Annotated in this window: 22 protein-coding genes; 18 read left to right on the top strand and 4 right to left on the bottom strand. The window is 47.5% G+C overall.

Annotated elements, in window-relative coordinates; translation table 11 throughout:
• Positions 1–13 precede the first annotated feature (13 nt).
• The 9 genes from H8S75_RS26270 to H8S75_RS26310 all read left to right on the top strand — a co-directional run bounded on the left by H8S75_RS26270 (position 14) and on the right by H8S75_RS26310 (position 9,740).
• Positions 14–1,027 carry a glycoside hydrolase family 76 protein gene (locus H8S75_RS26270; protein ID WP_187024059.1) on the top strand — a complete coding sequence of 338 codons (1,014 nt, stop codon included), beginning with the start codon at positions 14–16 and terminating at the stop codon, positions 1,025–1,027.
• 83 nt (positions 1,028–1,110) lie between these two features.
• Entirely contained in the window at positions 1,111–2,211 is a 1,101-nt protein-coding gene (locus tag H8S75_RS26275) for a GntR family transcriptional regulator (RefSeq protein ID WP_002602559.1), read from the top strand.
• Positions 2,212–2,287: 76 nt separating this feature from the next.
• On the top strand, positions 2,288–3,580 hold the full coding sequence (locus tag H8S75_RS26280; RefSeq protein WP_187024060.1) for a glycoside hydrolase family 125 protein: 1,293 nt from the start codon (positions 2,288–2,290) through the stop codon (positions 3,578–3,580).
• 63 nt (positions 3,581–3,643) lie between these two features.
• Positions 3,644–3,850: a hypothetical protein gene (locus H8S75_RS33650; protein WP_207729226.1), complete on the top strand. Its 207-nt coding sequence runs from the start codon at positions 3,644–3,646 to the stop codon at positions 3,848–3,850.
• 31 nt (positions 3,851–3,881) lie between these two features.
• Positions 3,882–5,279 (top strand): sulfatase-like hydrolase/transferase, encoded by a 1,398-nt coding sequence (locus H8S75_RS26290; protein WP_187024061.1) that lies wholly within the window; start codon positions 3,882–3,884, stop codon positions 5,277–5,279.
• A gap of 78 nt (positions 5,280–5,357) precedes the next feature.
• The gene (locus H8S75_RS26295) at positions 5,358–6,737 is read left to right on the top strand and encodes an MATE family efflux transporter (RefSeq protein ID WP_187024062.1); all 1,380 of its coding nucleotides are present in this window, start codon (positions 5,358–5,360) and stop codon (positions 6,735–6,737) included.
• A 41-nt stretch (positions 6,738–6,778) separates the two neighbouring features.
• Complete coding sequence (locus tag H8S75_RS26300) at positions 6,779–8,527, top strand: hypothetical protein (protein ID WP_187024063.1); 1,749 nt, start codon at positions 6,779–6,781, stop codon at positions 8,525–8,527.
• Between the two features lie 255 nt (positions 8,528–8,782).
• Entirely contained in the window at positions 8,783–9,328 is a 546-nt protein-coding gene (locus tag H8S75_RS26305; RefSeq protein WP_187024064.1) for a PadR family transcriptional regulator, read from the top strand.
• A gap of 43 nt (positions 9,329–9,371) precedes the next feature.
• A complete protein-coding gene (locus tag H8S75_RS26310; protein WP_187024065.1) occupies positions 9,372–9,740 on the top strand; it encodes a DUF4180 domain-containing protein in 369 nt (122 codons plus the stop codon).
• 17 nt (positions 9,741–9,757) lie between these two features.
• On the opposite strand, the gene H8S75_RS26315 is transcribed toward H8S75_RS26310, so the two are convergent.
• Positions 9,758–9,967 (bottom strand): LbetaH domain-containing protein, encoded by a 210-nt coding sequence (locus tag H8S75_RS26315; protein ID WP_243270469.1) that lies wholly within the window; start codon positions 9,965–9,967, stop codon positions 9,758–9,760.
• Between H8S75_RS26315 and H8S75_RS33420 the strand changes: the two genes are divergently transcribed.
• Positions 9,917–10,162 (top strand): hypothetical protein, encoded by a 246-nt coding sequence (locus tag H8S75_RS33420; protein WP_349768994.1) that lies wholly within the window; start codon positions 9,917–9,919, stop codon positions 10,160–10,162. The two genes, H8S75_RS26315 and H8S75_RS33420, sit on opposite strands and share 51 nt — an antisense overlap.
• Before the next feature lie 61 nt (positions 10,163–10,223).
• Complete coding sequence (locus H8S75_RS26320; RefSeq protein ID WP_187024066.1) at positions 10,224–10,619, top strand: STAS/SEC14 domain-containing protein; 396 nt, start codon at positions 10,224–10,226, stop codon at positions 10,617–10,619.
• 183 nt (positions 10,620–10,802) lie between these two features.
• Here the strand turns inward: H8S75_RS26320 and H8S75_RS26325 are convergent, their stop codons facing one another.
• Positions 10,803–10,991: a cysteine-rich KTR domain-containing protein gene (locus H8S75_RS26325; protein WP_432764203.1), complete on the bottom strand. Its 189-nt coding sequence runs from the start codon at positions 10,989–10,991 to the stop codon at positions 10,803–10,805.
• A gap of 38 nt (positions 10,992–11,029) precedes the next feature.
• The gene (locus H8S75_RS26330; RefSeq protein WP_187024067.1) at positions 11,030–12,010 is read right to left on the bottom strand and encodes a serine hydrolase domain-containing protein; all 981 of its coding nucleotides are present in this window, start codon (positions 12,008–12,010) and stop codon (positions 11,030–11,032) included.
• Positions 12,011–12,426: 416 nt separating this feature from the next.
• On the opposite strand from H8S75_RS26330, the gene H8S75_RS26335 reads away from it, so the two are divergent.
• Both H8S75_RS26335 and H8S75_RS26340 read left to right on the top strand, forming a co-directional pair.
• The gene (locus tag H8S75_RS26335) at positions 12,427–13,071 is read left to right on the top strand and encodes an ECF transporter S component (RefSeq protein ID WP_187024068.1); all 645 of its coding nucleotides are present in this window, start codon (positions 12,427–12,429) and stop codon (positions 13,069–13,071) included.
• Between the two features lie 6 nt (positions 13,072–13,077).
• Entirely contained in the window at positions 13,078–13,773 is a 696-nt protein-coding gene (locus tag H8S75_RS26340; protein ID WP_243270471.1) for a riboflavin kinase, read from the top strand.
• 167 nt (positions 13,774–13,940) lie between these two features.
• Here the strand turns inward: H8S75_RS26340 and H8S75_RS33425 are convergent, their stop codons facing one another.
• Positions 13,941–14,033 (bottom strand): putative holin-like toxin, encoded by a 93-nt coding sequence (locus H8S75_RS33425; RefSeq protein WP_349768995.1) that lies wholly within the window; start codon positions 14,031–14,033, stop codon positions 13,941–13,943.
• A 362-nt stretch (positions 14,034–14,395) separates the two neighbouring features.
• On the opposite strand from H8S75_RS33425, the gene H8S75_RS26345 reads away from it, so the two are divergent.
• The 5 genes from H8S75_RS26345 to H8S75_RS26365 all read left to right on the top strand — a co-directional run bounded on the left by H8S75_RS26345 (position 14,396) and on the right by H8S75_RS26365 (position 20,186).
• Positions 14,396–15,448, top strand: coding sequence for a PDDEXK nuclease domain-containing protein (locus H8S75_RS26345; protein ID WP_187024069.1), 1,053 nt, complete (start codon positions 14,396–14,398; stop codon positions 15,446–15,448).
• Between the two features lie 460 nt (positions 15,449–15,908).
• Positions 15,909–16,193 carry a hypothetical protein gene (locus tag H8S75_RS26350; protein ID WP_187024070.1) on the top strand — a complete coding sequence of 95 codons (285 nt, stop codon included), beginning with the start codon at positions 15,909–15,911 and terminating at the stop codon, positions 16,191–16,193.
• A gap of 302 nt (positions 16,194–16,495) precedes the next feature.
• Complete coding sequence (locus H8S75_RS26355) at positions 16,496–16,966, top strand: low molecular weight protein-tyrosine-phosphatase (protein WP_187024071.1); 471 nt, start codon at positions 16,496–16,498, stop codon at positions 16,964–16,966.
• Between the two features lie 168 nt (positions 16,967–17,134).
• Positions 17,135–18,739, top strand: coding sequence for an FAD-dependent oxidoreductase (locus H8S75_RS26360; RefSeq protein WP_187024072.1), 1,605 nt, complete (start codon positions 17,135–17,137; stop codon positions 18,737–18,739).
• Between the two features lie 85 nt (positions 18,740–18,824).
• Positions 18,825–20,186: an ABC transporter substrate-binding protein gene (locus tag H8S75_RS26365; RefSeq protein ID WP_187024073.1), complete on the top strand. Its 1,362-nt coding sequence runs from the start codon at positions 18,825–18,827 to the stop codon at positions 20,184–20,186.
• Positions 20,187–20,318: the final 132 nt, after the last annotated feature.

Below are 20,318 nucleotides of genomic sequence, written 5' to 3' on the forward strand. Positions count from 1 at the left end.
AGGAGACAGAACGATGGCAAACTTAAACGATGCATTAAACCTGGCCCAGGAAGCGCTGGAGCGCTGTTACTGGGATGAAGAGAAGCAGTATTATGAGCACCATTTTCCGAGAAAAGAGGAGGAAGCCTTTGTATACTGGTGGCATGCCCATACGGTAGACGCCCTGCTGGACGGATACTTACGCACCGGGGATGGCGTATACATGGAACGGATCAGGAAGGAGCTGACCGGCACCTGGAACGCCAATCACCAGACCTTTCTCCACAACTGGTATGACGACATGGAGTGGATCGCCCTGGCGCTTCTGCGTCTCTGGGATGTGACAGAAAACGACGCATGCAGAGACCAGGTATTTACGATCTGGGAAGATGTGAAGACGGCCTGGAACGATCATATGGGCGGCGGACTGGCCTGGCAGAAAAAGCAGCTGGATTATAAAAATACGCCTGCCAACGCACCTGCGGCGATCCTGGCATTCCGTTTATATCAGAGATTTGGAAGGCCAGAGGATTTGGAGTGGGGCGAGCGGATATTTCAGTGGAATTTACGCCATCTGGTGGATCCTGACAATGGATTTGTCTGGGACGGAATCAACCGGCTGGGCGACGGAAAAGTAGATTATGAGTGGGAGTTTACGTACTGTCAGGGCGTATTTATGCAGGCAGCTTTGGAGTACTACCATATCACAAAGGATGAGGCGTATTACGAGATGGCGCTTGCCACCTTTCGGGAGGCAAAACGGAGGCTGGCCGACAGCCACGGCGGTTTAATCCCATATGAGGGACCGGATGACTGCGGGCTGTTCCGGGGGATTTTCTTCCGTTACTGCTGTGAACTCTATGGGGAGAAGAAAAATGAGCCTGAGATCCGGGAGATGATTCACTTCCACGCGGAGACCGTGGCGAGCCGGGGAATGAACCGGGAGGGGCTGGTCGGCGGCAGCTGGGATGAGCCGAAGACAGGAACTGTGGATCTGGCCCAGCATCTGAGCGGAATCATGGTGATGGAGATGGCGGCAAGGTGCTGACCAGGGAGCGGGAGCCGTTTGACTCCTGTAAGGACACATGGTATTATATAAATGATATATCATTGTGAAGAATGGAGGAAGTCATGAAGGGAAAGCCATTATATGAAAGAATTTATCTGGAGATATTAAATGACATACGGTCAGGGAAGTATGAGACCGGTGTGCGGCTCCCTTCTGAGAAAGAACTGTGTGGAATCTATAATGTGAGCAGGATAACAGGAAAAAAGGCGATGGATATGCTGGCGGAGCGGAACATTATCATTCGGATGCCGGGGAAGGGATCGTTTGTCAATGACTCCTGGGAGCAGGCGGCAGAGTCGCTTCCACAGGAGACAAAGACGGATTCTCCGGTGATCGGTGTGATCATGGACGGTTTTGGCGGCAGCTACGGGTATAAGCTGATTCTGGGAATTGAGAAGACCTGCAGGGAACTGGGATATTACATGGTGCTTCACTGTACCAATGGCAGCAGGGAAGAGGAGAGCCGGGCAGTGGACCGGATGCTTTCCCTGGGCGCACAGGGAATCATCATCATGTGTGTGCACGGAGAGAATTTTAACTCGACTGTGCTGAAACTGGCGGTGGAGGAGTACCCCATCGTACTTTTAGACCGGAGGCTGAAAGGCGTTCCGGTATCGTACGTGGGGACGGACAACCAGAAAGCGGCCAGGGAACTGACGGACTGGCTCCTGGACCAGGGCCATCGGAATATCTGCTTTGCGTCCCACTGCGGAGTGGACACCCCTACGATCGCAGACCGTCATCTGGGCTTTCTGGACAGCCATTTAGAACACGGTCTGACCACGAATGAGTCCATGTGGCTGACGGATTTAAAGGCGACGCTGCCGTCCCACCGCACGGAGGAATCGCTCCGCGAGGACTATGATAAGGTGAAGGCATTTATCGGAAGCCATCCGGATATCACGGCATTTTTCGCGGTGGAATACGATATTGCCAGAATCATCCGGAGTTCTCTCGTGCAGCTGGGCGTGGAGGAGAAGTATACGATTGTATGCTTCGACGGCTATGACAATATAACCGGGGAAGAGGAATTTACCCATATCAGCCAGGACGAGATCGCCATGGGACAGACGAGTGTATCCCTTGTGAGAGATCAGTTAAATGGCAGCCGGAATATCGAGCCGGTGCTGATTCCGTATAAGATTATACCCGCGAGCAATTAGACTGAGACAGTTTTGCAGCCACTAAGATGGGGGGAAGAAAATTTTCAAGAGCACTCACAGGCTGAATGGAGGAAAAATGATAGAGAGACCGGAAATACTGACAGAGACAGCTGACGAGCTGGAAAATTACTATAGTAAAGCGTACCCGCCGCTGGCGCCGCTTGTGAAACCATGTTTTTTAAATACCATTGATACGACAGTAAAGAAGCTGGGGGAAGAGGAGTATTTCGTAATCACCGGAGATATCGAGGCCATGTGGCTCCGCGACTCTTCTTTTCAGGTGATGCACTACGTGCCGTTTGCAGCAAAGGACGAGAAGCTGCGGGCAATTCTGCGTGGCATTATAGGAAAACAGGCGAGTCAGATTTTGACGGATCCGTATGCCAATGCGTTTAACGAGGTTCCGGACGGCAGAGGCCACCAGGATAAAACGCAGTTAAACGACTGGGTATGGGAGCGGAAATACGAGCTGGATTCCCTCTGTGCGCCCCTTTATCTGGCGCATGCCTACTGGAAGGAGACGGGCTGTGCCGATATCTTTACAGAAGAATTTGAACGGATGATGGCCGTACTACTGACGGTGGTAAAAACCGAGCAGGATCATGATAATTCAGCCTATACCTTTGAGCGGTCCGACTGCCCGGAGACCGACACACTTCCGTGCGGCGGACAGGGGAATCCGGTGGGGCGTACGGGAATGTCCTGGTCTGGCTTTCGCCCATCCGATGACTGCTGCACGTATGGCTATCTGATTCCTTCCAATATGATGGCAGTGGTTGCGCTGGGGTATGGGGAGGAGATACTCCGGAAGGTATTAAAGAACATTTCCCTGGCAGAGGAATATGCGAAGACGAGGAAGCAGATCCAGGAGGGAATTGAAGCGTTTGGAATGGTGGAGCATCCGCGCTGCGGGAAGATGTACGCCTACGAGACAGACGGACTGGGCCATTATAATCTGATGGATGACGCCAACTCTCCCAGCCTTTTAGCCATGCCGTACTTACATTACTGCGGCTGTGAGGATGAATTCTATGTCAATACGAGAAAATTCATACTGTCCGGGGATAACCCGTTTTACTATCGCGGCGCCTGTGCGGATGGTGTGGGAAGCCCCCATACGCCGCAGGATTACATATGGCATATCGCGATTGTCATGCGCGCGCTGACCTCGGCTGACCGGGAGGAGATACTGGCCTGCTTAGAGCAGCTGGCCGGAACGCACGCGGGGTTTTACTTCATGCATGAGAGCTTCCACAAAGATGATCCCACCCGGTTTACCCGCTCCTGGTTTGCCTGGGCCAACAGCCTGTTTTCCGCGTTGATGCTGAAACTGAAGGAAGAAGAGTTTTTCGTGTTTGGAGAGAAATAGGATGGTAATATCAACAGAGTTAGTTCGTAAATGAATTGACACGCAGTTTCCCCGGGGAATCTTCTGGTAAAGGACGGAAGCCTTTGCGGTGTGATTGATTTCGGTATAATAGGGACAGGCGATTCTGCCTGTGATTACGCAATGGCCTGGGAGGCAGAACAGAATTTTGCGGCGAAGGCGTACAGATTTCAGCAATGGCTGGAAACGAAATCTGTGCGCTTTTCTGATTGCCGCGGCGGCTTGTGCAGAGCGTGTGCGGGAGAGCGTTAAAACTGTTTGACACTATTTATGGAGGGGAAAGATGGGATTATCAGTTGGAGAGGAAACGAGATTCGGAATGAATCACGCGGCCGAAGAGGGGCCGAAGGAGAGACGGAAAAATGTTATCTGGTTCATCAGCGACCAGCACAGGGGGCAGGCGATGGGAATTCACGGTGATCCCAATGTGTCAACGCCCAACATGGACTGGCTGGCCCGCACCGGCTGTGACTTTGAAATGGCGTATTCCGGCATGCCGCTGTGCAGCCCGTTTCGGGGGTCCATGCTGACAAGCCGCTATCCGCACCACTGTGTGCCGGGCCATGAATATCCGCTGGATCCGAAGCTGCCGACGGTTGCCAGTGTATTCCGGGAACATGGTTACGAGACTCTTTACCTGGGGAAATGGCATCTGGATGGATTTCACGAGAGCGAGGGCAGGGCGGCATTCCATCTCATCCCGAAAGAGCGGAGAGGCGGTTTTGAAAAGTGGCTGGGATATGAGAATAACAACAGTCCATGGGATTCCTATGTACACGGAGCCATGGGTGAGGGCGAGGTGATGAAGAAGCTGGAGGGCTATGAGACCGACGCCCTTACGGCTCTTTTGCTCCAATATCTGGACGAAGACAGGGAACGGCCATTTTTTGCAGTGATCTCGGTTCAGCCGCCCCACGATCCGTTTATTGCGCCGCCTGAATTTATGGGAGGCAGGAGCAGAGGAAGCGTTGAATTCAGGCAGAATGTACCGTCGCTGCAAAAGGTCAGGGACCGGGCGGCCGAAGATCTGGCCGGGTACTATGGAATTATTGAAAATGTGGACTGGAATCTGGGACGGGTGATCGGTAAGCTTCGTGACAGGAAGCTGCTGGAACAGACACATGTCATGTACTTCAGCGATCACGGAGACATGATGGGTTCTCACGGACAGTTCCGAAAGATGACGCCTTACGAGGAAGCGGTGAGAATTCCGTTTTTGATTGGTGGAGAGATTCCGATGGATTACGGTGCAAGGGGCTGCAAGGCGGTGAAGCGGGTGATGATAAACCATGTGGATATCGCCCCGACCACGCTGGGATTGTGCGGCATTGAGAAGCCAGACTGGATGGAGGGCTTTGATTACTCCTTCTGCCGGTTAAACCGGAGCGAAACGCACGACGAAATTCCGGATTCCGTATATCTCCAGTCGGTGGCGCCCAACGGGGGACCGGACAGCGTGGATCAGCCGTGGCGTGGAATCGTGACCCTGGATGGCTGGAAGTATGTGAGATTTCACGGAATGCCGTGGCTTCTGTACCACTTAACGGAAGATCCGCTGGAAGAGGTGAACCTGGCACACAACGGGGAATTTCGGGAAAAACGTCTGGAGCTGGAGGCACGGCTCCGGGAGTGGGAGGAAAAAACCGGGGATTTCGAGAGCTCCCGCATTGTAAGAGATTAAAAAGTATGATATACTTTGGAGACAATTAAGAGACTGTTATAAGGGGGACTGCGGACTCGGATTCCGCAGCATATACAGATGAAAAAATATATTGGAAACAAGGCTTTTTATCGGATGATACTTGCGATCGCGGTGCCGATTATGGTTCAGAACGGCATCACGAACTTTGTGGGGCTTCTGGATAATATTATGGTCGGAATGGTGGGAACGGAGCAGATGTCCGGCGTGGCCATCGTGAATCAACTGATGTTTGTGTTTAATATCAGCATTTTCGGGGCGATTTCCGGCGCGGGTATTTTCAGCGCGCAGTTTTATGGCAGTGGAAATCATGAGGGCGTGCGCCATACGTTCCGTTTTAAGCTTATTTTCAGCGTCCTGATTATCGGCGTGGCGGGCCTTCTGTTTCTGGTATGGGGAGAAAGTTTTATATCTATGTATCTTCACGGTGAAGAGGATGCGGCGGGGCTGGCTCTGGCGCTGGATCAGGGGCGCAAGTACATGCTGGTCATGATTCTGGGGATGATTCCATTTGGCATCGAGCAGGTTTACACCAGCACCTTAAGGGAGTGCGGAGAGACGGTTATCCCCATGAAAGCGGGAATCGTGGCCGTTCTTGTGAATCTCGTCTTAAACTATATCCTTATTTTTGGAAAGTTCGGCGCACCGGTGCTGGGCGTAGTAGGCGCGGCGGTAGCTACCGTGATATCCAGATTTATCGAGGCAGGGATTGTCATTCGATGGACGCACTGCCATAAAAAGAAGAATCCATTTATCACAGGGGCGTATCGCAGCCTGTACATACCCGGAAGTCTGGTGAGGCAGATCGTTATCAAGGGGATGCCCCTGATGGTCAACGAGGTTCTGTGGGCCGGCGGCATGGCGACGTTAATGCAGTGTTACTCTGTGCGCGGACTGGCGGCAGTGGCGGGAATCAATATTTCCTCCACCATCGGAAATGTATTCAATGTGGTGTATCTCGCCTTAGGCAACTCGGTGGCCATCATCATCGGCCAGCTGCTGGGGGCAGGAAAGATGGACGAAGCACGGGATACGGATACGAAGCTGATTGCATTTTCCGTGTGTCTCTGCCTTGGAATCGGCGCTGTGCTGGCGCTTCTGGCCCCTCTGTTCCCGATGATTTACAATACGACGGATGAAGTGAAGGCGCTGGCGACGGCATTTATCCGGGTGATTGCGCTGTATATGCCGATGGGGGCATTTCTGCACGCGTCGTATTTTACCCTGCGTTCCGGCGGGAAGACGATTGTGACCTTTGTCTTTGACAGCGTGTTCATGTGGGTGGTCAGCATTCCGTGCGCCTACGTGCTGAGCCGCTACACGGCGGTGCCGATCGTTCCCCTCTATTTCGCATGCCAGATGATCGAGATTATTAAATGCGTGATCGGGTATGCGCTGGTGAAAAAGGGGATATGGCTGCAGAATATTGTGGAGGCGTAGTACTGCAGCCGGAAACAAGAGAATGGGAGGGGGGAGGTGAATTGAAAAAACTCAGGATCATATTTTCTATACTGATACTTTCAACAGTACTGTCAGCCAGCAGTCAAAATGTATTGGAAAAAGACGACTATTTTTGGAATAAAGCGGAAAAAAGCAGGGATGAATTTTATAATTCTTTAGAGGACAACGAAGAATGCCAATTGTGGGAAGATGCTGTGGCCAAGGTGCAGCAATATCTGGTCCCGGGCGAATCTCTGGAAATTGATTGGATCAAAGAGAGAGATGACACGTTTCCACAGTCCGGTTCTGCGGTTCTTGACTGCACCAGATGGACTCCCAACGGAAATTTCCTGATTTTTCAGGTCTGGGTTACCGTGAAAGAAGACCGGGAAATAGTCTGTTCCAATAACTATCTTAATGAGCTTTTTCGACAGTATGCCTATATGCAGGAGTTGGAAATCAGCAGCCTGGAAGTACGCAGCCCTTATGGTGCGTCTGATTATATCGACAGATATGCCAGTGATCTATTCATTACTTATAAGAATCAGGGAGATTTGCCCACATGTATGGAATCGTTCTCATCTGCCTGCCTGGAGCTAAAAGAGTTTTTTACTGTTTTGCCGCAGGAGATCAGCCTGAATGTGAGGTTTGTGCAAGGGGACAATGAGACTGGGCTGTTTTATTTTTGTAATTATTATCCTGTTTATACGATTAATTTTTCATCTGTTACAAAAGAGTCGCTGCGGGAATTGTCTGATCAGGTTCAACGTGAGAATCTTAAGGTAATGAAAACTTTGCGGCCGAAGCTGTATCAGAGTGTTCAGACAGGTAGTGAGGCGGCCTGGGCGGATTATATTGAACCATACCGAACACCGGGATTTACATATTGTACCGTTTACATGGGCCTGCCGGAATCCTATTGGTCGTGGTCTTACAGGGAAGCCCATCAGAACAGTGTGTTGGAATATGATGAATTTTATAAACAGTATAGAAAACAGCTTGAGGAGAATGGCGGGGCGGTTTCTGCGTTTACTTCAGAGAGTTACCAGAAATACAATTTTGTCAGTTCCGACTCAGTGAGAACGCGTTTTGCTGATCATATGTTCCAGGGCGGCAGGGCCATCAGCACGGATATGTACACGATCAGACAGCCTTATGGCTTTCTTTACGCATACGAGGAATCCGTATCGATGGATATGATTCTCCCGGATATTCGTAAGTCTCCCTGTCAGGATATGGAGATTCCGGAAATTCGGGAAGCGGACAGAGGCCGTTTTTATCTCCTGTTTCTCAGAAGGCCGGTAGGGGAAGAGGACTCGCTGGAAGAACTGTTAAAACAGGAGCGTGTAAAGGCACGTCTGGCGCCAATCCTGAGGGAGGATGTTCTCTGGGATGAAACCGGAAGCCATCAGAGTGATTATCACAAATTCAACTATGCAAAAGGAGAAACCAGGCTCCGCTACACTTCGGTTTACATGCCTCAGATGGAAAGGGATGAGAACTTTGTATATCTGCTGGTATTTGAGGAGTTTAAGGACAGCGAAGTTTCTCAGAGCCTTTATAAAATGGGGGAACAGATGGTGGACACCTTTGTGATGCTTCCTTACCGGTATCAATGCAGGAAGGGAGATACGCTGGAACGCATTTCCCGGCTTTATACGGGAAGCGGCAAACATGTTCTGGATTTATGTAATAATCCTCTGAATCAGATTACAGACCCGGATCTTATATTGGAGGATGCAAATATAGAGATTCCGTTATATCTGCTTCTGAAGCGGAGCGTGTATTAATTAGGGAGCGGAGGGAAAGCAGCAGGACGGTTTTCTGTCATTAGGATGGAAGACGTTTGGCTGCTTTTTTCGTGATGCGTGTGGGGAGAGTAGGAGATAAAAATAAAAGGCGTTGACATACTAAGTAATTGTATGTTATAAATAACATATGAAAATAATAACATATAAAATCATTGATGTGTGAACCTAATCAATAATACTTAAAGGCAATAACACCTAAATGCCGTTTCATCATCAAAAAGGAGGATTATTATCATGGTAACAATCGATTACACAATTTTAGGAATGCTGAGCTGGAAGCCAATGACGGGTTACGACATGAAGCGCATGATGCAGGATTCGCCGGTCATGTACTGGTCGGGGAATAACAATCAGATATATAAAGCATTGGTACAGCTTCTTAATATGGGCTACGTTACAAACGAGGTACAGTACCAGGAAAGTGCGCCCAATAAGAAGGTTTATTCAATCATGGACAGTGGAAAGGCGGCACTGGAAGAATGGATTCTGGAGACAGAGCCGGAAATTCCGGAGTTTAAAAAAGCGTTTCTGATTCAGATTTCCTGGGCCGGACTGATGGAAAATGAAAAGATTGACCAACTGCTTGACCGGTATGAGGTCCAGGTCAGAAAGCAGATTGCAATGCGGCAGGAGGAGAAGAGGCGTCAGAAATATTTTCCAAACCGGTCTGAGCAGGAGAAGTATGTATGGGACCAGATCTATGATAATCTGTGCCAGTCCTATGAAGCCGAACTTCAATGGACTGTCCGGTTTCGCAAAGGACTGAAGGCATTGAAATGACGACTGAAAAATGCGTGAAAAGGTGGAAAGGGAGAAATATGGTATGCAGACAGAAATTATAACGATGAATCATGTAAAAGCCGCAGTTATTTACAGCGGGGAATGTATTCTCAGGGACTCACAGTCGGCGCTGGATTTCATTATGAGCATGAAATATGAGACTGGTTGTGAAAGGATTGCGCTAAATAAGAAGGCGATCGCAGAAGAATTTTTCATTCTCAGCACAGGGCTGGCAGGCGAAATCTTGCAGAAGTTTATAAATTATGGGATAAAGTTCGCGGTCTACGGAGATTTTTCCAGATATACAAGCAAGCCCCTGAAGGATTTCATCTACGAGAGTAATCATGGAAAGGATGTGTTCTTTACCACTGACCGGGAAGAGGCGGTAAAAAGGCTTACCGAAATACGGTAAGCCCAGAGAAGCCAGGTCTATTGGATTGCCTTTGCCGGAACGCCTGCGACAACCGCATGATCCGGAATATCCCGGATGACAACGGCGCCGGCCCCCACTATGGTTTCGGCCCCAACCCTGATATCGTCGATGATCGTACATCCGATCCCTAAATATGCTTTTCGGCCGATCTCTGTGTGGCCTGCCATGGCGGCCCTGGGACAGATATTGACAAAGTCTCCGATCACACAGTCACCCGGTATTTAAGCTATCTGCGCGAGCTGGAAGCCTTAGAGAAGAGCCTCAGTCATATGGATCATCTCGACAGCTGTTACTATAAAATGTCGACTCTTTATTACGGAATAAGTGTTACGGAGAAGACTATCGAGTGGTGCCGCCATATACGGGAAGGGAAAGTGCTGAAGGAACTGACTGCGAAATAGGAGCAGGCCAGTATGAATAAGCGAAAGTCCGGTGAGGCGGATCGGGAAATGGGGGAAACTTATGTCAGGAAAGTCACCGAGCGGTGCTTTAAGCCCTTACTATTACAAGGGCGGTTATTTTCACGGAATCCATTATGGAAGCTATTTTGATGATGCGGAGTCTCTGTATAGAATGATTGAGAAAGAGGAGCGTTTTATACTGGAATCTCCGGAACGGCGCAGAATTATGATCGATCTCTATGAGACTTCTTTAACGCCTGAAGTGCTGGAGGCTGTGATGCGGCACATAGGCCGGCTGAGTCCCAGAATCGTAAAACTATCCATTGCCGCGGACAGGAAAAGTCTGAGAGTCTTACGCTGTGCCATGAAAAAGGCGGGAGTATTGGACGACGGGCGATATTATCTGTGCACGGATATGGAAGAAGGGAAGACCTGGCTTGTCAGCGACCATTCATGAACAGAAGGATAGATGGAAGCACTGTGTAAAACGCCGGGGCAGCCATCTGAAGTTTGCAGTAAACTGCATGGATGATTTTGAGAAGGCAATAGGCTGGCTTTTATGATAACCAGATGGCCTGCTCCGGCGGCTGGAGTGCAAAATAGAAAGAGCCGGTAATTCGAAGTTTTATAAACTTCTGAATTATCGGCTCTGCGTCTTTGCGTCTGGCTCTTTTATGATTGTTATTTGAAGCTGTTTTAGATCAATCAGACTTTCCTGTCTGCATTTGGGGCAGTACAGGGGGAAATTCTTTAGTTCGGTGTCATCTCTTACTTTCATTCGTGTCTTGTTCCCACAAATCGGACACAGTAACCACATGGCGTTCGGCATTTACTATCACACTCCTAATCGGAAATTCCATGTCCGGATTATGCAAACATGGGTTCCACACATTCTTTTATGAAGTCCATTCTGTCACCGGTATTTTCTTTGAAAAGAGAAGCGATGGCGATGACAAGCTTTTTCTCCCGGTTGACGTAAATTGTATTACCGCTGTCTCCCATGGCTGCAAATGCATTCTCATCTGCGATCCACCACAGATATCCGTAGGGCAGATTTAACTCCTCCCACCGGCTGTGCTCCCTTGTACTTTCGGCAATCCACTGGGCAGAGACGATCTGCTTCCCCTCCCATTTGCCGCCGTCTAAGTAAAGCTGGCCGATTTTCGCCATGTCCCTGGCCGTGAGTGTCAGCCCCCATCCCGCCGCATGAATTCCCTTCGAGTCCATCACCCAGCCGCTTACGTCTCTGGCATTCATAAAGGCGTAGTGTGCTTCTTCATTTTCCAGGGTTACATTGCCTTTCACCGTAATACCGAGCGGGGCGAAGAGATGTTCCGACGCAAAATCGAGCACGGTTTGTCCGGTTGCCTTTACCAGAATGCCGGACAGGATATCCGGGCCAATAAAGGGTGTATAGCGGAATTTCCCTGCCTTCTCCGGCCCTCCCAATAATTCCAGCGCGGTGCTTACCCAGTCATCCCTTGTAAAATATTCCAGATACGGCTCTTTCTGATGTTTGTACGGGGCAGTCATTGTCATCAGATCCCGAAGCGTTATATCCCGTATCGTTGTTTCCCCTTTGTTGTAATTTTCAACCGGGAAATCCGGGAAAAAGTCCAGCACCTTCTGGTTGACGCTCTGAATTTCCCCTCTGTCGGCGGCGATGCCGATCAGGATAGAAATAATACTTTTTGTTACCGAAAAAATGTTGATGCAGCTGGCGGCCGTGCATCCGTTAAAATAGCCCTCGTACTGTGTTTCTCCATTCTTTAGAACAATCATGCCGGCAGTATTACTGTAACGATTATCGATGATCTCTTCCAATGCAGCGATTTTTTCCTGATTCATATTGTTCGTCTCCTTTGTCATTAGGCGCCGTTGTCGGGCAGCCATGATTAAGCACCTTTTATTAGATACCCATTCGTTGTTGTCGTTTCAGCCTGGTTCTGCCTCCTCAAATGATGGGATTACCTCCTCATATCTATAGGGTAAATGCATTAAAAATGTTTTTCAACAACTTTTTTAAAATTTTTCTTTTAGATTGCTCATTTCCGAAATAGTTCCGAAATCGGTCCTGCATCTTGCAAGCAGAGATTTTTGTGTGTATGATGATTATAACAACGGAATAAGAGGTCTTCAGGGCAGGGTGATATACCCGACTGGCGGTAAAGACCGCAAGCCTCTGGTTGTACCATCTATAACGTTTATGAGCACCTGAAAGACATTTTTAGATGCTGATTTTTTGAGGGGATCGAGGATAGAACATGAACAGCAAAGCGAAGAATATCACGGCCATTGCAATGTTGTGTGCAGTTTCATACGTAGTTATGGTTTTCGGGCGTTTTCCGGTTGTATTATTCTTAAAATATGATCCGAAAGATGCTGTCATAGCCTTAGGCGGACTGATATGGGGGCCGATGACCTCCTGTATTGTTTCCGTGATTGTGTCTTTTTTGGAAATGCTATCGGTCAGTGAAACGGGGATTATTGGCTGTATAATGAATATAATTTCCTCCTGTTCATTCGCCTGTACTGCTTCGGCAATTTATAAGAGAAAACGTACATTGACAGGAGCTGTCATCGGGCTGACCGTTGGAAGTGTGACGATGACTGCAGTCATGATGTTATGGAATTATCTTGTCACGCCGCTCTATATGGGATATCCAAGAGAAGCGGTAGCTAAATTACTGATTCCGGCATTTCTCCCATTTAATTTGCTTAAATCGGGGCTTAATGGGGGATTTACGTTTTTACTGTACAAGCCTGTTATAACTGCATTAAGAAAAGGCGGTTACGTTACGGCATCTGTAAAGCAAGGTAAAAAAAGGCCTGCAGGATTGATTTTGGTAACTGTTATGATCATGATCAGCTGTATTCTGTTCATCCTGTCCATGAACGGGATAATATGAGGAAATATGATGGAAAGAATGAGGCATTTCCCTGTTTCTGTGTTACAAGGAATTGTGATCCATGGACGCGGGATTGGTAAATTGGTTGGTATACCTACGGCAAATCTGAACGTTGTAAACGAAAGTGACTTGCCGGAGGCGGGGGTGTATATTTCAAAGGTGATGCTGGACAGTAACGTATATTATGGAATTACCCATATAGGAACACGTCCGACTATCGATAACGATCGTGACCTGTCTGTGGAAACGCATATTTTGAATTTTAATAAAGAGATATATGGGAATACCATGGAAATACAGCTATATAGAAAAATACGCAGTACTCTGAAATTTGATAATTTATCGCTTTTATTAGAACAGATCAGATTGGATTGCCTGGCTTCATCGGAGTTCTGGGGAATAAAGCCTGTCTCGTTGCATTTGTACATGGATATAAAAACTCATACAGTGAAAGTTGATAATCAACAGCTGTCCTTGTCCAAAAAGGAGTTTGATATTTTATATATGTTATACTCAAATCCGGAAGTTGCATTTACAAAGGAACAAATCTATGAAGCGGTTTGGCATGAAGCGTCAAATGGATACTGCCATGCGGTGGAGAATACGATTTATCAGATAAGAAAAAAAATAAAGGTATATTCTGTTCAGCATGATTTTATTAAAACTGTAGTTGGGTATGGTTATAGGATTCAGTTGAAATAGGTTTGAATATACATGAAAAAATGCAAGTGCCGCACTGAAAAATCATGATTGACAGATAAACCGAAATTGGTTTATAATAAAGGTACAAAAGGCAGTTCACTCCAGTGAGTGGCTTCCAAAGAATTTTAACTCAAAAAATAGTCACCATTGCTTTGGTAGGCGGGTGACTATTTTTTTGTACCTATAATCATAACAACAAGTACTCCAAACGCAATCATCAAAGAAAGTGTCTCATATGTACTCATGTCATACCACCCCATTTCGGAGATGGAAGTCACCCAGCAGTAGGAACTGCCTGTACAAATTATACTAGAGGATTAACTGCCTGTAAAGGAACAAATGGAAACAGGCGCTTGTTTATTGGCCAAATTTATAGTAGACTTTATCTAACAAAAATCAAATGGAGAAACAGTTTATGAGCAATCAACATCATAATAATATAAAGATCCTTTTCGTCTGTCGCGGCAACATCTTGAAAAGTCCCGGAAAAGCCAGTAAAATCAATGCTTTTATGAAGCAATCGAGCGCTTATTACACCACTACTACACCATTTACGAAAGTGCCTTGATATGACGGAATAAGTAAGATAAAATATATTGATAAGAGAAACTGAGGTGACATTATGGAAAATCATCTTACGCTATACCAATCGGTCATTACAGATATTAAAAGTATTATTTCCTCTGGACAAGAGGCTGCATACAATGCTTCCAGTAAGGCAATGTTACTGACATATTGGAATATAGGAAAGCGAATCGTAGAGCAGGAACAGGGCGGCAGCGAACGAGCAGAATACGGCAGAGGATTGATTGCTGCTTTGGCAGAGAATTTGACAAAAGAGTTTGGCAAGAATTATTCCAAAAGAAATTTACACTATTATATAAAATTCTATCAGTTTTTCCCAGATGAACAAATTGTGAACGCATGCGTTCACAATCTTAACTGGACACATATCAGGAGTCTTCTTCGTGTTTCGGATGAAAACGCCCGCTATTGGTATATGAAGGAGGCGGTTGACGAGGGGTGGAGTTCCAGAACCTTAGACCGCAATATCAGTACACAGTATTATTATCGACTTCTTCAATCACCGAAAAAAGAGGCTGTAATTGAAGAAATGAAACAGAAAACTGCAAAATATCAGAAAAATCAGTTTGAGTTAATCAAAAGCCCGGTAATTGCAGAATTTCTTGGTTTTAAAAATGAGGATACTTATTTAGAGGGAGATTTAGAATCGGCCATTCTTTCGCATATCAGAGATTTCCTAATGGAACTGGGCAGAGGATTTGCTTTTGTTGCTCGTCAGCAACATATTGTAACGGAAACGGCGGATTATTATCTGGATCTCGTTTTTTACAATATTGAACTTAAGTGCTATGTGCTCATTGATTTGAAAATGGGTAGAATTACCCATCAAGATGTGGGACAGATTGATATGTATGTGCGCATGTACGATGATTTAAAACGCAGTCAGGGAGATAACCCTACCATTGGAATTCTTTTGTGCTCGGAAACGGATGCAGATATTGCCAGATATTCGGTACTCCATGATAATAATCGACTGTTTATGTCAAAATACCTGACTTATCTGCCTACGAAAGAGCAATTGAAAGCAGAGATTGAGCGACAGAAAAATATTTTTTCTATGCAGCATCCAGCCTTACAAGAGGACGAATAGAAGCGGATGAGTAGTTATTAACTCAATATTACCAGAAGGGAATGAACGAAATTATGTATCATAAAATTGTATATCTTACAAATCTACCTTTTATCTCCATAAAATCTCCTTAGTATACTATTTCAAAGCTGACAAATAGTGTGTTGAGACAACTTTAAAAAACATTATCTGATATGTCTAGAGGTATTCCAATGGGTTTGAGCTGAAGAAAAAACAGAACATTTTGAACAAAATCAGAAAGTATACTTTTTAAAAAGGACTTTATTTTGGCAGAAGAACATTTACGAACTATTTCAGGCATAATTAGTCTGGTATAGTATTAGTTAAGCAGATTACATCTACTAAATTCTGAGAGGGCAGAAATTATAAAGGCGGGGGGCATGAATGCATTTGCACGTTTGTGGATCAGTTAAATGAGAGCGTGGAGTCTTTGTTTGATCAGCGGGAAAATCTCGGAAATATGATTTTAGAGAAACAGAGAGTAAAATGGCTGTTTGCGGAATATGTTTCAATTTCCTCAAGGGAGAAAAATATTCTTGATGAGCGATGTAAAAAGTTACTTCAGGAAAACAACAAAAAGGTAGGGGAAGGAGTGACAGAAAAATTGTATTCTGTGAGGTGTTTGCTTGTACATAGTATGTATATAATGAGCGATTATTCACATGAGCTGCTAGAAGATATTAATAAAGCATTTTTAGATGTAATTATGGATATACTGTTGACCTTCAAAACAACAAAAGAATAGTCGTGAGTTGTGGTGGTCAGCATATGTAAATTAGTATAATTATTTTTTGACAACCCAATAGGAAATGAGTGGTAACAGCCTTTGTTTTGGTTTTGTAGATATAGACATGGACGATTAGCTGACGGATTGAGATTTATACCAGACGAAGACTTTTTATGTCCTGCTTACTACACCATTTGCCCGTGAATTTGCGTAGATTTATAAAGATTAGCGTAGGTTTTAGGCAAAACGCGAGAAATGAAAAAAGCGCCGGAAAGCCCGTAATATTAAGGTTTGAAGGCTTATGAAGGGATATAATCAAGATGATAAAAATACTATTTATTTGCCACGGCAACATCTGCCGCTCCCCCATGGCCGAGTTCGTCATGAAGGACATGGTAGAAAAACGCCGTCAGGCCGACCGTTTTTACATTGCGTCCGCGGCTACCAGCCGTGAGGAAATCGGCAATCCGGTTCATCACGGAACGAGGAACAAACTGCGCCAGTACGGTATTTCCACAGAGGGAAAACGGGCAGTGCAGATGACGAAGGCCGATTATGACAAGTACGATTATCTCATCGGGATGGAGCAGTGGAACATTACCAACATGATGAGAATTCTGGGAAGCGACCCGGAGAGAAAAGTCTCGAGGCTTTTGGATTTTGGGCCGAATCCGAGGGATATCGACGACCCGTGGTATACCGGAGATTTTGATTCTACCTACCGGGATATCTGTGAAGGATGTGAGGCGCTGCTTGACTATATTGACAGATGTGAGCCTTTAAACCGCTGAAAATAGCAAGCCTCCTGTTTTCTGGAACTAAGCGGAAGGGAGACCTTTTATGAAGAGGGGATGCAAAATACCCCTCTATTTTCTTGTGAAAATATACTATCAGTTGTGATAGTTGTGGATATAAATTGTGCATTATATAATAAGAAAAAAGAAACGGAGTGAACAGCCTTGAATCAATATAAAGGGGAAGCGTGGCTGGGAGAAGAGCCACGGATCAGGGAAGAAACCATAACCGAAACAGTGTCCGCGGATATCATTGTGGTAGGCGGCGGTCTGGCCGGAGTGGCGGCCGTCAGGCAGGCGGCGGAGATGGGACAAAAGGTTCTTCTCTTTGAAAAATGCAGATGCGTTCAGGCCAGATCCGGAGACTTCGCCGTCATGGACAGCAAGGTGGCGAAACGCTGGGGACGGGATGATCTGAATAAAACAGAGATTGTCAACAATCTGATGCACGACATGGCCTATAAGGCCAGTCAGAATATTTTGAAACGCTGGTCGGAGGAAGCTGGAAAGGCATTCGACTGGTATCTGGAGGGGCTGGAAGATATTGCGGTCCTGGACCGTACCGATCAGGTCCCCCCAAAGGGCGTAAAATGCTATGTACAGCCGAGGCGTCTGCCTCTCCCGGAAGGTTTTGACAACGCCCGGGAGAATTTCAAATGCTACCAGGTGACTGCATGGATTCGTCCATCCCATATCGCCCTGTGCCGCGGTAATTTTGAACTGGCGGAGAAGACGGGATATGTGACCTCCTTCTTCAATACACGGGTAAAAAAGCTATTGAAAAACGGTGACGGCCGGGTGAAAGGCGTGATCGCCGGGACCAGGGAAGGCGGCCTTATAAAGGCTTACGCCTCAAAGGGGGTCATTCTGGCCACGGGAGATTACATGAGCGATGAAGCAATGCTGAGACGGTTCCTGCCTGGAATGATGGAGACGCCGAAGCAGTGGACCAGCTACGACATGGACCGGCAGCCATCCAACACGGGTGACGGTCATAAGATGGCGCTCTGGGCGGGGGCGAAGCTCCAGGACAGCCCGCACGCGCCCTGCGCTCATCATATGGGGAGTGTGTTCGGCGTAGCGGATTTCCTGCTTCTAAATACCCGTGGAAAACGGTTCGTCAATGAGGACGCGCCGGGACAGCAGTTGGGAAGCCAGATTGAGAACCTGCCGGATAAGACGGCGTGGCAGATCGTGGACGGGAACTGGAGAAGCTATATACCGAAGGAGTATCCGAACCACGGCTCTGTGTGCTTCGTCAGGGAAGATGAGGAGCTGGAGAGCGGGACGGTTTATGATAAGCTTTGCTTTATCGACAACTACATCGCACCGAAGTATGTCCGGAAAGCGGTGGAGGATGGCGTTCTTCTGGAAGCGGAGACGCTGGAGGAGCTGATTGTGAAAACGGGTCTTCCTGCGGATACGGCGCTTGCGTCGGTGGAACAGTACAACCGTCTCTGTGAGAAGGGGGAGGACACGGACTACGGAAAGAGAAAGGACCGGCTGTTTGCAGTAAAACAGGGGCCATTTTATGCAGCAAAATTTACACCGGCAGTCATGATCGCGGCTATGGGAGGAATCCAGAGTGATGAGGAGGCCCACTGCTACGACACAGAAGGAGCGATCATTCCCGGTCTATACGTTGCGGGAAATGTGCAGGGAAACCGGGTAGCCGTGGATTATCCTCTGACCGTGCCTGGCCTGAGCCATTCGCTGGCTCTGGTATACGGAAGAATCGCTGTGGAAAGCGCAGTGAGGGAGAGCCGGTAAAGCTCCAAATAAATAAGGCAGACAATAAATCAATATAAATAGCAAAAACTGCGCAGCTGCGCATGAAAATGGAGGAAAAGAAATCATGAAAAAAGCAGGAAAAGCTGTGGTACTGATGACGGCTCTGGCGGTAACCGGAGCACTGCTGGGGGGCTGTGCGGGCGGCACGGCGGACAGCAGGACGGAAGCGGGGCAGACTGAAGCGGGAAAGACGGAAGCCGGTAAGGGCGCAGAGGATTCCGCAAAGACGGAAGCAGCCGGGGGAGATGCTTCAGAAGGGACTGTAAAAGAAGATATTCGTGTCGTAACATATTTCGCAGGTTCCGATGCCTACGCGCCGGTCTGGAAAGAGGTGTGTGCCGATTACATGAAGGACCATCCGGGCATCACCATCGTTGACGAGTCCCAACCGACTTCTGGAAGCAACGATTTATTCAAGACGAAGGTTCAGGCCGATCTGGCAGCAGGCAATCCGGCGGACTTGGTTCTTTACTATACGGGCGAGGCTTATACGAAGACCTTCGAGGACTCAGGGCTGTTCGTGGATTTTGGAGACATTTTGAAGGCAGACCCGGAATGGGCAGGAAACTTCAAGGAGTCCCCGCTGGAAAATGTTCAGTATCAGGGAAAGCAGTACGCGCTCCCATTCATCGGATATTATGAAGGTTTGTTCTATAACAAAGCGCTGTTTGAACAGTACGGACTGGAAGAGCCGACCACATGGGAAAATATCATGAAGGCAAACGAAGTATTTTCCCAGAACGATATCGTAACGCTGTCCATGTCCCTTGGAATGCCGTATATCACCACGGAAAACTTCATTATGGGCGCTTCGGGCAAGGAAAACCACAGAAATTACTTTGATGACAGCTGGGGCATTGCCATCGACTGCATCGCAGAGCTTTACCAGAAAGGCGGACTGCCGAAGGACACCTTCACCATCTCAGAGGATGATGTAAGACTGCTCTTTTCAGAAGGAAAAGCGGCTATGATGATCAATGGTTCCTGGTGTACAGAGAGCCTTCAGGGCAATCCGGACATGAGAATCATCTCCATGCCGACGCTTCCGGGCGGTACAGGCGGCGAAAACTGTGCGATTGCAGGATTTTCCTCCGGATGGCATATGACAAAAGCGGCCAATGAGAGAAGCGGAGAGACTTTAAAATTCTTAAAATATATGACATCACCGGAGACCATGGCCAGATTCATCGCCTACGGCGGAAGCCCTGCCATCGTCTGCGACGCACCGGAGAATTCCAGCGAACTCTTAAAGAGCGCAGTAACCATGCTGGAGAAGGCGCAGTACCAGGATGCAGCTCTTGACTCTCAGGTGAATCATGAGGCGTATGAGACCTTAAACAATGGAATCCAGTACGTCTGCGAAGGCCAGATGACGAGCGCGGAGGTGCTCAAACAGGCCAAACAGCTGAATGAGTCCGGTCAGTAAGGCGGCCGGGAAAGACAGTGATGAAAGCCGGGGGTTGTGCTCGAACGGGTACAGCCTCCGTGTGCTCATAACAAGTCACTCCACTAAGCTCGTGAGAGACCTCGCTAAGTGGAGATGACATGTATCGCACGT

Origin of the sequence: Hungatella hominis (assembly GCF_014288005.1) — a bacterium.
Classification (GTDB): Bacteria; Bacillota; Clostridia; order Lachnospirales; family Lachnospiraceae; genus Hungatella; species Hungatella effluvii.